The 12,643-nt window shown below is 72.8% G+C and carries 13 protein-coding genes; 3 read left to right on the top strand and 10 right to left on the bottom strand.

Features of this window, described 5'->3' with window-relative positions; all coding sequences use genetic code 11:
- Positions 1-362: 362 nt before the first annotated feature.
- The 7 genes from ACFY61_RS22380 to ACFY61_RS22350 all read right to left on the bottom strand — a co-directional run bounded on the left by ACFY61_RS22380 (position 363) and on the right by ACFY61_RS22350 (position 7,412).
- Entirely contained in the window at positions 363-1,145 is a 783-nt protein-coding gene (locus ACFY61_RS22380; RefSeq protein ID WP_389474432.1) for an ABC transporter ATP-binding protein, read from the bottom strand.
- Positions 1,138-2,067 carry an ABC transporter permease gene (locus ACFY61_RS22375; RefSeq protein WP_389474430.1) on the bottom strand — a complete coding sequence of 310 codons (930 nt, stop codon included), beginning with the start codon at positions 2,065-2,067 and terminating at the stop codon, positions 1,138-1,140. Before ACFY61_RS22375 ends, ACFY61_RS22380 begins: the two co-directional genes overlap by 8 nt.
- 97 nt (positions 2,068-2,164) lie before the next feature.
- The gene (locus ACFY61_RS22370; protein ID WP_389474694.1) at positions 2,165-3,037 is read right to left on the bottom strand and encodes a glycosyltransferase family 2 protein; all 873 of its coding nucleotides are present in this window, start codon (positions 3,035-3,037) and stop codon (positions 2,165-2,167) included.
- A gap of 8 nt (positions 3,038-3,045) precedes the next feature.
- Complete coding sequence (locus ACFY61_RS22365) at positions 3,046-3,825, bottom strand: CDP-alcohol phosphatidyltransferase family protein (RefSeq protein ID WP_389474429.1); 780 nt, start codon at positions 3,823-3,825, stop codon at positions 3,046-3,048.
- Positions 3,803-4,864, bottom strand: a complete 1,062-nt coding sequence (locus ACFY61_RS22360) for an iron-containing alcohol dehydrogenase family protein (RefSeq protein ID WP_389474427.1) — start codon at positions 4,862-4,864, stop codon at positions 3,803-3,805. Before ACFY61_RS22360 ends, ACFY61_RS22365 begins: the two co-directional genes overlap by 23 nt.
- A complete protein-coding gene (locus ACFY61_RS22355; RefSeq protein WP_389474425.1) occupies positions 4,852-5,604 on the bottom strand; it encodes a sugar phosphate nucleotidyltransferase in 753 nt (250 codons plus the stop codon). The genes ACFY61_RS22360 and ACFY61_RS22355 overlap by 13 nt, the downstream gene beginning before the upstream one ends.
- Positions 5,601-7,412, bottom strand: coding sequence for a DUF5941 domain-containing protein (locus ACFY61_RS22350; protein ID WP_389474423.1), 1,812 nt, complete (start codon positions 7,410-7,412; stop codon positions 5,601-5,603). Before ACFY61_RS22350 ends, ACFY61_RS22355 begins: the two co-directional genes overlap by 4 nt.
- 512 nt (positions 7,413-7,924) lie before the next feature.
- On the opposite strand from ACFY61_RS22350, the gene ACFY61_RS22345 reads away from it, so the two are divergent.
- Both ACFY61_RS22345 and idi read left to right on the top strand, forming a co-directional pair.
- Positions 7,925-9,163: a bifunctional class I SAM-dependent methyltransferase/N-acetyltransferase gene (locus ACFY61_RS22345; protein WP_389474692.1), complete on the top strand. Its 1,239-nt coding sequence runs from the start codon at positions 7,925-7,927 to the stop codon at positions 9,161-9,163.
- 136 nt (positions 9,164-9,299) lie between these two features.
- Positions 9,300-9,899, top strand: coding sequence for an isopentenyl-diphosphate Delta-isomerase (gene idi, locus ACFY61_RS22340; RefSeq protein WP_389474422.1), 600 nt, complete (start codon positions 9,300-9,302; stop codon positions 9,897-9,899).
- A gap of 6 nt (positions 9,900-9,905) precedes the next feature.
- Here the strand turns inward: idi and ACFY61_RS22335 are convergent, their stop codons facing one another.
- Positions 9,906-10,352 carry an ATP-binding protein gene (locus ACFY61_RS22335; RefSeq protein ID WP_389474690.1) on the bottom strand — a complete coding sequence of 149 codons (447 nt, stop codon included), beginning with the start codon at positions 10,350-10,352 and terminating at the stop codon, positions 9,906-9,908.
- A 130-nt stretch (positions 10,353-10,482) separates the two neighbouring features.
- Positions 10,483-11,142: an HdeD family acid-resistance protein gene (locus tag ACFY61_RS22330; RefSeq protein WP_389474420.1), complete on the bottom strand. Its 660-nt coding sequence runs from the start codon at positions 11,140-11,142 to the stop codon at positions 10,483-10,485.
- Between the two features lie 56 nt (positions 11,143-11,198).
- Between ACFY61_RS22330 and ACFY61_RS22325 the strand changes: the two genes are divergently transcribed.
- Positions 11,199-11,975 carry an enoyl-CoA hydratase/isomerase family protein gene (locus ACFY61_RS22325; protein WP_389474418.1) on the top strand — a complete coding sequence of 259 codons (777 nt, stop codon included), beginning with the start codon at positions 11,199-11,201 and terminating at the stop codon, positions 11,973-11,975.
- On the opposite strand, the gene ACFY61_RS22320 is transcribed toward ACFY61_RS22325, so the two are convergent.
- Positions 11,962-12,597: a DJ-1/PfpI family protein gene (locus ACFY61_RS22320; protein WP_389474416.1), complete on the bottom strand. Its 636-nt coding sequence runs from the start codon at positions 12,595-12,597 to the stop codon at positions 11,962-11,964. The two genes, ACFY61_RS22325 and ACFY61_RS22320, sit on opposite strands and share 14 nt — an antisense overlap.
- Positions 12,598-12,643 lie beyond the last annotated feature (46 nt).

The following is a 12,643-nucleotide window of genomic DNA, read 5'->3' as shown; positions in this document are numbered from 1 at the left end:
CCCGCCGCCCGGGGCGGGGACGGCCCGTCCGCCTGGGGGCCGGAGGATTCCCGTAGCCATTGCCGTCACATCTCCCGTTCTACACTGCCGACGCAATACATCCCATTTCGGACACGCCGCCGGAGTTTTCGTCCCCAGATGCCGCGTTTCAGGACCGGACCAGCTTACGTTGTACAACGTCGGCGCGGCCTATCGGGTGCCCGTGCCGCGGCGGGATGTCGCGGCACGCCTCCCCGCCCGGCGGACGGCCCGTACGGCCCGCCCCGCCCTGAGCCCGCCCCGCCCTGACGCCCGGAACGTGCCGGGGCCCCCGCCGCGCACGAGCGGCGGGGGCCCCGGGCTCACTCCCGGTCGGAGCCGGCCTAGCGGCCGGTCTCCTTCTCGTAGGCGGAGACGACCTCCTCGGTCGGGCCGTCCATCAGGAGCTCGCCCTTCTCCAGCCACAGGACCCGGTCGCAGGTGTCGCGGATCGACTTGTTGCTGTGGCTGACCAGGAAGACCGTGCCGGCTTCCTTGCGCAGCTCCCGGATGCGCTCCTCGGAGCGGATCTGGAACCTGCGGTCACCGGTGGCCAGGGCCTCGTCGATCATCAGCACGTCGTGGTTCTTCGCCGCGGCGATGGAGAACCGCAGGCGGGCCGCCATGCCGGAGGAGTACGTCCGCATCGGCAGGGAGATGAAGTCGCCCTTCTCGTTGATGCCGGAGAAGTCGACGATGTCCTGGTAGCGCTCGCGGATCTCCTCGCGTGACATGCCCATCGCCAGGCCGCCCAGCATCACGTTGCGCTCGCCGGTCAGGTCGTTCATCAGCGCGGCGTTCACGCCGAGCAGCGAGGGCTGGCCGTCGGTGTAGACCTTGCCCGACTCGGTCGGCAGCAGGCCCGCGATGGCGCGCAGCAGGGTCGACTTGCCGGATCCGTTGGAGCCGATGAGGCCGATGGCCTCGCCGCGGTACGCGGTGAAGGAGACTCCGCGCACGGCGTGCACGCGGCGCACGCCCGGCGCGTCGCCCTTGCGACGGCGGACTATCTTGCTGAGCGCCGCGGTGGCGCTGCCCTTGCCGCCGCCGCCGGTGTTCACCCGGTACACGATGTGCACGTCATCGGCGATGACCGTGGGGACGCGCCCCGTTCCGTTGTCAGCCACGGCCGTAACGCTCCTCTGCCTTCCAGAAGTAGATGAACCCGCCGAGGCCGATCACCACGGCCCAGCCCACGGCGAACGCCCAGACGTGCGGCGGCAGGTTGCTCGACGCGTACTCGTCGATCAGCGCGAACCGGATGAGGTCCATGTAGATGGCGGCCGGGTTCCACAGCAGGAGGTCCGCGATCCACGCCGGCCGGTCCTTGAGGACGGTGGCGATGGGGAACATCACGCCGGAGGCGTACATCCAGGTCCGCATGACGAACGGCATCAGCTGCGCGAGGTCCGGGGTCTTCGAGCCCATCCGGGCGAAGATCATCGCCAGGCCGACGTTGAAGACGAACTGGAGCACCAGGGTCGGCACGACCAGCAGCCAGGAGAGCTTGGGGTAGTTGCCGAACGCCGCCGCGACGCCGAAGACCACGATCATCGAGTACAGCAGCTGCTGGAGCTGCTGCAGCGAGAACGAGATCGGCAGGGTGGCCCGCGGGAAGTGCAGGGCGCGCACCAGGCCGAGGTTGCCGGAGATCGCCCGGACACCGGCCATGACGGAGCTCTGGGTGAAGGTGAAGACGAAGATGCCCATCACCAGGAACGGGACGTAGACGTCCTTGGGCATGTCCTTGCCGATGCCCAGGATGACCCCGAAGATCAGCCAGTAGACGACGGCGTTCAGCAGCGGCGTCGCCACCTGCCACACCTGGCCGAGCTTGGCCTGGCTGTACTGGGCCAGCAGCTTGGCCCGGGAGAACGCCATGATGAAGTGGCGCCGGCCCCAGATCTGCCGCACGTACTCGAAAAGCCCGGGCCGGGCACCGCTGACCGAGAGCCCGTACTTGGTGGCGAGCTGCGCGGGGGTCAGCCCCGCGTCGACGGACGGCGGCGTGCTCGTGGCGAGGGCGCCGTCGTGGGTTGTGTCACTCACAAGTTGAAACTTTCGTCTTCAAGATGCGGCAGGTGGGGCGTCGGGCCTAGGGCCGCCGGCTCCGGGTATGACGCCCATGGTCCCAGAGTCGGGCGGGTCAGACGACGGGCGGCCGACCCAGCCGGGTCATCAGCCAGACCGTCCGCCACTTGATCGGACGGCGTTGCCCACAGGGAGTCTGCCAGCCCTCCTTGAATCCGCCGAACCAGGCCTTGAGCGCGGGCCCGCCCGGGCGGCTCGCCAGGGTGAGCAGCAGCCACGTCCCGAGGTAGACGGGGACCAGCGCGGCCGGCAGGTTGCGGCGGGCCAGCCAGACCCGGTTGCGGGCCACCATCCGGTTGTAGACGGCGTGCCGGTTCGGCGAGGTCGCCGGGTGCAGCAGCACCATGTCGGCCCGGTAGTCCACCATCCAGCCGGCGTCCAGCGCGCGCCAGGCCAGGTCGGTCTCCTCGTGCGCGTACCAGAACTCGGCGGGCAGCCCGCCGACCTGCTGGAACACCCGGGTGCGGACCGCGTTGGCGCCGCCGAGGAAGGTGGTCACCCGCGAGGAGCGCGTCGGGTCGGTGGAGCCGAGCCGGGGCACGTGCCGGCGCTGGGTGGTGCCGCTGGCCGGATCGGTGATCCGGAAGCTGATGATGCCCAGCTCGGGGTCCTCGGCGAAGGCCTGCCGGCACAGCTCGGCGGTGTCGGTGCGCTCCAGCAGGCCGTCGTCGTCGAGGAACAGCAGGGCGTCGACCTCGCTGCCGCCGGGGCCGAAGGCCTCGATGCCGGCGTTGCGGCCGCCGGGGATGCCGAGGTTCTCGGGCAGCTCGACGACGCGCACGCCCGCGGGCAGCCCGTCGATCTTCACGCCCTGGCAGACCACGGCCACCTGGACGGGGTCGCCCTGCTGCCGGGCCACCGACTCCAGGAGCGCCTTGAGCTCGTCGGGCCGGTTGCCCATGGTGATGATCACGGCGCCCAGCCGCATCGGGGCGCTCACTTCAGCCTGCTCGACGCGAGGACGGACACCAGGTGGAGCACCGTCTGCAGCAGCGCGATGCCGGCCAGTACGGCGACACCGAGCCGGGAGAAGTACAGGTCGCCGCGCATCTGGTCGAGGACGGCCAGCACCACGATCAGCAGCGAGGCCTCGATGCCGAGGACCAGCCGGTGGAACTTCAGCGCGGCGGCGGCCCGGCGGGCGAGCGCCACGCCGGAGGAGCGCGGCACCGCGGCCGCCTCCTGGACGGGCGGCAGGCCGCCCTGGTGGCGCGCCACGCCGACCAGGTCGGTCTCCGCCTTGATCAGGATCGCGCCGAGCGCGGCGAGGGTGCCGAGGAAGGCCCACAGCCAGTCGACCCGCCCGCCGCCCCACAGGTCGGCGGCGCGCAGGCCGAAGCCGACGAGGACGGCCGCGTCGCACAGGTAGGCGCCGACCCGGTCCAGGTACACGCCGGACAGCGAGTACTGCTTCTTCCAGCGGGCGAGCTCGCCGTCGACGCAGTCGAGCAGCAGGTACAGCTGCACCGCGACCGCGCCGAGGACGGCGCCCCAGACGCCCGGGACCAGCAGGGCCGGGGCGGCCAGGACACCGGCCAGGGTCATCAGGTAGGTCAGCTGGTTGGGCGTGACCGAGGTGTTCGCCAGCAGGCGGGTGATGCGCAGGGAGATCTCGCGCATGTAGAGGCGACCGCCCCAGTGCTCGCCACTGCGCCGGTCCTTCACACCCGCCGGGTGGACGACGGGCCGGAGCTCAGCTACTGATGGTCTTGGCATAGTCGGCGTACGCGTCCCTGATGTCGTCGGCGGAAAGGTTGAGGTGCTCCAGGACGGTGAACCGTCCGGGGCGGGTCTGCGGGGCGTACTCGACGGCCGCGACGAACTCGTCCACGCTGAAGCCGATCTCCTCCGGCAGGACCGGCAGCCCGTGCCGGCGCAGCACCTCCGCGAAGAGGCCGGACTGGTCGCGGGCCCCGCGCAGGTGCATGGCGAAGGCCGCGCCGAGGCCCACCTGCTCGCCGTGGAGCGCGGAGCGGCCCGGGTAGAGCAGGTCGAAGGCGTGGCTGATCTCGTGGCAGGCACCGGACGAGGGGCGGGTGTCACCGCTGATCGACATGGCGATGCCGGACAGCACCAGGGCCTCGGAGAGGACGGTGAGGAACTCGTCGTCGGAGCAGCCGCCGGGGTGGCGCAGGACCGACTCGCCCGCGGTGCGGGCCATGGCGGCGGCCAGGCCGTCCACGGACTCCCCGTTGATCCGGTGCGAGAGCTCCCAGTCGGCGATGGCCGAGACGTTGGAGATCGCGTCGCCGATGCCGGCGCGGATGAACCGGGAGGGCGCCTCGCGGATCACGTCGAGGTCGATGACCATGGCGATCGGGGTGGGCACGCCGTAGGAGCCGCGGCCGTTGTCGTTGTCCAGGATGGACACCGGCGAGCAGATGCCGTCGTGCGAGAGGTTGGTGGCGACGGCCACCATGGGCAGGCCGACCCGCGCCGCGGCGTACTTGGCCACGTCGATGATCTTGCCGCCGCCCAGTCCCACCACGGCGTCGTAGCGGCGGCCCTTCATGTCGTCGGCGAGCTTGACCGCCGAGTCGATGGTGCCGTCGACGACGGGGTACCAGTCGGCGTGCGGCAGGGCCGGCTCCAGCCGGGCGCGGAGCGCCTGACCGGAGCCGCCGCTGATCGCCACCGCCAGCTTGCCGGACGCGGAGATCCGCTGGTCGGCGAGGATGCCGTCCAGCTGGTCCAGCGCGCCGCAGCTGATGTCGACGACGACCGGGGAGGGGATGAGGCGGGTCAGTACTGGCATGCGATGGTCCGGCCCTTGGCGAGGTCGTCGTGGTTGTCGATCTCGACCCACTTGACGTCGCCGATGGGGGCCACGTCCACGGTGAAGCCGCGGTTGACGAGCTCCTGGTAGCCGTCCTCGTAGTACAGGTCGGGGTCCCGCTCGAAGGTGGCCTTGAGGGCGTCGGCCAGCTCCTCGGCGGCCTCCGCCTCGATCAGGGTGACGCCGATGTACTCGCCGGTGGCGTCGGCCGGGTCCATCAGCTTGGTGATCTTCCGGACGCCCTCGCCGTCGGCGGTGACGACCTTCATCTCCTCGTCGGCCAGGTTCTTGACCGTGTCGAGGGCGAGGATGATCTTCTGGCCGTTGCCGCGGGCCGCGAGGAGGGTCTTCTCCACCGAGACCGGGTGGACGGTGTCGCCGTTGGCGAGGATCACACCGCGACCCAGGACCTCACGGGCGCACCACAGGGAGTAGGCGTTGTTCCACTCCTCGGCCTTGTCGTTGTCGATCAGCGTGATCTTCAGGCCGTACTTGGCCTCCAGGGCGGCCTTGCGCTCGTACACGGCCTCCTTGCGGTAGCCGACGACGATGGCGACCTCGGTGAGGCCGACCTCGGCGAAGTTGCCCAGGGTCAGGTCGAGGACCGTGAGGCTCTCCTCCTGGCCCTCGGGGCCGACGGGCACGAGGGCCTTGGGCAGGGTGTCGGTGTACGGACGCAGACGGCGTCCGGCACCGGCAGCGAGGACAAGGCCGATCATGCTGGTTCTCCTTCGTCATGTACGGCGGGTGCACCTGAGGACACCCAGAAGCGGATGCTCTCGAAGAGCACCACCAGGGCCACGAACACGGCCAGGGCCGTGAGCGCGACCGGGAAGTCGTCGCGCGCGAGGACGACCGACAGGACCACGGTCAGCAGGACCCGGCCCTCGTGGCCGCCGATGATCCGCACCAGCCAGTGCGGGGGCGCGCCGGTGCCACCGCGGATGCGGTACACCGTGTCGTAGTGATGGTAGGCGACCGCCGCGATCAGGCCGAATGCCGCCGGGAGCGCACCGGGGACCTCGGCCCGGGCGGCCAGCGCGAGGACCGTGACGTACTCGCCCGCGCGGAACAGCGGCGGCAGCAGCCAGTCCAGCGGCGCCTTCAGCGGATGGGCCACGGCCGCGCCGGTGGCCAGCACGTACGCGCCGGCGCAGACGAGCGGCAGCGGGCCGGCCGTCGGCAGCAGGAAGGCGGCGGCCGGCAGGGCGAGGGCCGCGGCGGCGCCGAGGAGGACCAGGACCGGGGCGGTACGGGCGGGCAGCCGGCGCGCGGCGGCCGCGACCAGCTCGCCCAGCGGGCCGGTGTCGGCGAGGTCGGCCAGCGCCCGGGCGGCACGGTCGGTGCGCCGCGCCTTGCGGGTCACCGAGCGCAGGACGCGGCCGGCGGTGGTGTAGAGGGCGCCGAAGGCGCAGCCGGCGAGCAGCGCGTAGAAGGTGATCCGGGGCGTGGTCAGGGCCGTGAACAGGGCGATCAGTGCCCAGCGCTCGCCGATCGGCAGGATGATCATGCGGCGGATCCAGACGGTCCAGCCGACGCTGTCCAGCCGGTCGGAGAGGGCCGCGGTGGGGCTGGTGTTGGCCGTGGCGTCGTGGTTGGCCTCGTTGAAGGCGAAGTCCACGACGTGGCGGCAGGTCATCAGGACCATGGAGCCGAGCGCCAGCGCCCACACGTCGTCGCCGGTGCGGGCCGCGCCGAGGGCGAGGCCGGCGTAGAAGGCGTACTCCTTGGCCCGGTCGAAGGTGGCGTCCAGCCAGGCGCCCATCGTGGAGTACTGCAGCGAGTAGCGGGCGAGCTGCCCGTCGGTGCAGTCGAGCACGAAGGAGGCGATCAGCAGCACGCCGGCCGTGACGTAGCCCCAGCGCTCGCCGGTGGCGGCGCAGCCGGCGGCGATCAGCGCGGTGATCAGGGAGGCGGTGGTGACCTGGTTGGGGGTGAGGCCCCGGCGGGCGCACCAGCGTGCGATGTAGCGCGAGTACGGGCTGATGCAGAAGGTGGTGAAGAACCCGTCGCGGGACTTCACCGCGCCGCGCAGCCGGACGGCTTCCTCGTCCACCGCGGCCACGGCGGCGGTCGCCGACCGCCACTCGTCCTCGGTGGCCGGCACGGCGGCCACCAGGCTGCCGAGCTCCGGCCGCTGCACGGGAAGGTCCTCGGCCTCCAGGACGGCGGCCAGCTGCCCGGCGTAGCCGCCCGCCCCGGCCGGCGCGTGCGCGGGTACGGTCACCCGGCTCATCGCCCGGGCCAGGGCGGCGCGGGCGGCCGGCTGCACGGAGAGGGCGCCCGGCACGGCACAGGCGTCGAAGCGGGGGTCGGTGAGGGCCAGCCGCAGGGAGTGGCGGTGGCCGACGAAGCCGCTGTCGACGAGCGCGACCCGCTGGTCGGCGGGTACGGCGGCCAGCACGACGGCGGCCTCGGTGGGGCCGGACACGGTCCGGACCTCGAAGCCGAGGGAGCGGAGGTCGCCTTCGAGCGGTGATCCGGGGGCCGGCAGGCCGGTGAGGATTGCGGTCGGCGAGGAACTCACTCCTTGGAACGGGCGCCTGGTGGGGCGGCGGCACGTCGGCAGAGGCTATCGGATGAATGGAAGCCGGGGTTCACCGGCCGTTCACGCCCCTGGACCCCGCCCCGGCGCCCCGGCCGATTGATCATCATCGGCGATGTGCGGGGCCCTGGACAAACGGCCTGGACGTTACCCGGATGTTAGGCTGGCCGCAGGCGCGTGCGATCTTCGCGAACGCGCCCGAACCGTGGAAGAGGTGGGTTGATGACCGTCGCAGTGATCGCTGCCGTGCGCAGCGACATCCGGTACGTCCCCGTTCACCTCCGGGTTCCCGGCCGGGTCTGACCGCCGCTCCCCGCGCGCCGCGTGATCTCCCGCGCCAGCCGGGACCCCCTCCTCACGAGGGTTCCACGTTGACCGACGACACCCAGCACACCCACCACACCGACAACACTGCCGACACCGACGGCACCGGCAGCACCGCCGGTTCCGCAGGTCCCGGCCCGGACGAGGCCGCCGTCGAGGCCTTCTTCGCGCTGCACCGACGCCTGCCCCGCCAGGGGCCCGGCTCCGACGCCACCACCCGGCACCTGCTCTCCCTGTGCGGTCCGCTGCCCGAGCGCCCGCGCGTGCTCGACCTCGGCTGCGGCCCCGGCCGGAGCGCCCTGCTGCTCGCCGCGGAGACCGGCGGCGAGGTCACCGCTGTCGACCTCCACCAGGAGTTCCTCGACGAGCTGCGCGCGGCCGCGGCGGCCCGCGGGCTGGACGGCCGTGTCCGCGCCGTCGCCGCGGACATGGGCGACCTGCCCTTCGAGGACGGCTCCTTCGACCTGGTCTGGGCCGAGAGCTCGGCCTACGCCATCGGCTTCGACACCGCCCTCGCGCGGTGGAAGCGCCTGCTGGCACCCGGCGGCACCCTGGTGCTGACCGAGTGTGAGTGGACGGCCGCCGAGCCGTCCGCCGGGGCCCGCGCGTTCTGGGACCGGCACTACCCGCTCCGCGGCGGCGCCCGGAACCTGGCGGCGGTCCAGGAGGCCGGCTACCGGGTGCTCGGGGTGTTCCCGCAGCCCGAGTCGGACTGGGCCGAGTACTACGGCCCCCTGCGCGAGCGGGCCGACGCGGCGGACCCGACCGCCCCCGGGATGGCGGCCGCGCTGGCCGCGACCCGCGAGGAGATCGCCGTGCGCGAGCGGCACGGCCACGAGTACGGGTACACCGGCTGGGTGCTGCGGCCGGTGACCGCCGGGGACGGCGGCCCGGGCCGGCGGCCCTGGCGGACCCGGCCCGAGACCGGGGCCGCGGCCGACCGGGAGGCCGTGCGCGCCGTCAACCTGGCGGCCTTCGAGACCCCGCTGGAGGCGGACCTGGTGGACGCGCTGCGCGCGGATCGGGCGTGGCTGCCCGGGCTGAGCTGGGTGGCCGAGGGTCCGGACGGTTCGGTGGCCGCGCACGGGCTGCTGACCCGCTGCACGGTCGACGGGGTCCCGGCGCTCGCCCTGGCCCCGGTGGCCGCGGACCCGGCGGTGCAGCGGTCCGGCGCGCGCAGTGCCGTGGTGCGGGCGCTGCTCGGGGCGGCGCGGGAGCGGGGCGAGACGCTGGTGCTGGTCCTGGGGCACCCGGAGTACTACCCGAGGTTCGGGTTCGCGCCCGCCTCGCGGTTCGGGATCCGGGCTCCGTTCGAGGTCCCGGACGAGGCGATGATGGCCCTGGTCCTGGATGCTTCGGCTCCCGTCCCGGCGGGGACGATCTCCTATCCGCCACCGTTCGGCGTCTGACGCGTTGAACATGTCCGCCCCCCGTCGTGCGGCGCATAGCACGTGTCGGGGGGCAGACATGCACGTACCGCCGAAGTGCGGACAAACCTGATTCGTGCGGCAGACTGATGGCCGTAGTCCGAAGCGAAGGATGGTTATGCCGATCACACCAGCCACCGCCGCGTACCCCGCGTCGCACGGCAGCGCCCCCCAGGAACCGATCATGCTCGAACTGGTCGACGAGGCGGGCAATACCATCGGCACCGCGGAGAAGCTGGCCGCGCACCAGGCGCCGGGACAGCTGCACCGGGCCTTCTCCGTCTTCCTCTTCGACGAGCAGGGGCGGCTTCTGCTCCAGCAGCGCGCGCCGGGCAAGTACCACTCCCCCGGTGTCTGGTCGAACACCTGCTGCGGGCACCCCTACCCCGGGGAGTCGCCGTTCGCGGCCGCGGCCCGGCGGACGCACGAGGAGCTGGGCCTGTCGCCCTCGCTGCTCGCGGAGGCGGGGACGGTCCGCTACAACCACCCGGACCCGGCGTCGGGGCTGGTGGAGCAGGAGTTCAACCACCTGTTCGTGGGGCTCGCGCAGGCGCCGCTGCGGCCGGACCCGGAGGAGGTGGGCGACACGGCGTTCGTGACCGCCGAGGAGCTGATGAAGCGCCACGCCCAGGAGCCGTTCTCGGCGTGGTTCATGACGGTGCTGGACGCGGCCCGGCCGGCGATCCGTGAACTGACCGGGGAGGGCACGGGCTGGTAGCCCGGGCTACCGGGGGCCGTGCGGGAGCGCGGCCCAGATCACCTTGCCGCCGGTCGCGGTGTGCTCGACGTCGCACACCCCGCCGGCCTGGAGGGTGATCTCGCGGACCAGCAGCAGTCCGCGGCCGCCGGTCTGGCCGAAGTCGGCCTCCAGGGCCTTGGGCCGGTACGGGTGGTTGTCCTCGACGGCCACCCGTACCCACTGCGGGCCGATGGCGACCTCCACGCCGACCTCGGGCGAGAGCAGCGCCGCGTGCCGTACCGAGTTGGTGACCAGCTCGGAGACGATCAGCAGGAGGGCGTAGACCAGGTCCGGGTCGGCGGGCAGGCCCTGCCGGCCGAGCAGGTCCCGGACCGCCCGGCGGGCCTGCGGAACGGATTCTTCTGTGGAGGGAGCGTTGAACCGCCACACTCCCTCGTACCGGGCCGGCGGGGCGTTCCCGCTGACGTCCATGTTCCGGCCCCCGTCTTCGCGCTCGATCGTGTCCACGGGTCCAGAGTGGTGAACCGGCTGGTCCGGACCGGACCGCTGACCATAAGTCAGCGCTAATCGGACGCTTTCTGACCGCTGGCTTATGACGGAGTCAGTTGTTGGACCGTTCCTGATCCGCCTTCGGTGCCGCGGCGGCCGATCCCGCTCCCGGCCCCGACGGGTCGGCGGGCTCGTCCTCGCTGACCAGCCCCAGGATGCGGCGCGCGCCGAAACCCAGCGTGATCAGGCTCAGCCCGTCGAACAGCAGGGCGAGCGAGAAGAACGTTCCGATCACGTACAGACTGCTGTCCGGCCAGTCGGCGAGGACGAGCACGCCCAGCAGCACGCCGAAGGCGCCCTGCGCCAGGGTCAGGCCCAGGTTGGGGCCCCGCACCACGAGGGCGCCGGCCAGCCGGAACACCCCGCCGACCAGGAACAGCAGCGCCGCGAACATGGTGAGCGCCTCGGCACTCGCGGCGGGCCGGGCCAGGATCACGCAGCCGGCCGCGATGTTGATCGCCGCGACGATCACGGCGAGCCAGAAGTAGTTGCTCCTGCGGGACTGCACCGCGTGGCACAGGCCCACCACCCCGCCGATGAGCAGCAGCCAGCCGAACAGGAACATGGTGGTCAGGGTGGCGAAGCCGACGTAGACCAGGCCCACCAGACCCGCCAGCACCAGGGCCACGCCCAGTGCGGTCACCCAGCCGTAGCTGCGGCTGAGCTTCTCCTTGCCGCGTCGGGGCGTGGGGTCGGTACGGTCTGCGGCCATGGGCGTGCACCTCCAGCACCCCCCGGACGAAGTCCTTTGATCATAGGATTCGCGGCATGGACGCGCAGCTGATGAGCACCGTCGCCGACGGGGTCGCCACGGTCACCATCTCCCACCCCGCCCGGCGCAACGCCATGACGGCGGACATGTGGCGGGCCCTTCCGGAGCTCCTCGACGGCTTCGCGTACGACCCGTCGGTACGGGCCGTGGTGCTGACCGGGGCCGGGGGGACCTTCTGCGCCGGTGCCGACATCACCTCGCTCACCGGCGACGACGATCCGCAGGCCCTGGCGGTGGCCGCCGAGGACGCCCTGGCGGCCTTCCCCAAGCCGACGCTGGCCGCGGTCCGCGGGCACTGCGTGGGCGGGGGCACCCAGCTCGCCGCCGCCTGCGACCTCCGGTTCGCCGCGCGGGACGCGCTGTTCGGCGTGACCCCGGCCCGGCTGGGCATCGTCTACCCCGCCTCCTCCACCCGCCGCCTGGCCGCCCTGGTCGGGCCGGCCGCCGCCAAGTACCTGCTGTTCTCCGCCGAGCTGATCGACGGGGACCGGGCGCTGCGGACCGGCCTGGTGGACGAGCTGCTGCCGGCGGACCTGCTGGACGAGCGGGTCGCGGCGTTCACCCGGGTGCTGGCCGCCCGTTCGCAGCTGACCCAGGCCGCCGCCAAGGAGTACGCGGGCGGACGGACCGACCGGGACGGGTACTGGGCCGCGCAGGCGGCCGGCAGCGGCGACACCGCGGAGGGGGTCGCCGCGTTCCTGGAGCGCCGCGACCCCGCGTTCACCTGGACCGTTCCGTCGCCGGCCGCCGCCGCGCGCCCTACTGGAGGATGAACCGGCTCTTGCCGCGCCACTCCTCGACCAGGTCGGCCGGCGCCTTCTCCGGCGAACCGGCGTCGTAGGGCGGCTGCGGGTCGTACTCGGTGAGCAGCTGGACCGCCTGGGCGGCCCGGTCCCCGGCGATCCGCCCGACCAGGGTCAGGCCCATGTCGATGCCGGAGGAGACCCCCGCCGCCGTCACGTACTTGCCGTCGGTCACCACGCGCTCGCCGGTCGGCGTCGCGCCGTACCGGGGCAGCTGCTCGAGGGCCAGCCAGTGCGAGGTGGCCCGCCGGCCCCGGAGCAGTCCGGCCGCGGCGAGCAGCAGCGAGCCGGTGCAGACCGAGGTGGTCCAGGTGCTGGTCGCGTCGACGGCACGCAGCCAGTCCAGCAGCACCGCGTTGTCCATCTGGTCGCTCTGGCCGGGGCCGCCCGGTACGACGAGGACGTCGGGCCGGGTCACCTCGTCCAGGGCCTTGTCGGCGACGAGGGCGAGCTGCCCGGAGTCGTTGCGCACCGGGCCGGGGCGTTCCGCGACGAAGACGGTCTCGGCACCGGGCAGCCGGCCGAGGGTGTCGAAGGGGCCGACGGCGTCGAGGGAGGTGAAGCGGTCGTACAGCAGGACGGCGATCTGCATGGTTCCTCCATGGGTCGTGTGGGTGGGCGGTCCGGCGCCGGCGGCC

Source organism: Streptomyces sp. NPDC012888, assembly GCF_042900645.1.
Taxonomy (GTDB): Bacteria; Actinomycetota; Actinomycetes; order Streptomycetales; family Streptomycetaceae; genus Streptomyces.
Note: the sequence above shows the minus strand (reverse complement) of the source record. Positions and strands in the feature narration are given on the sequence as shown.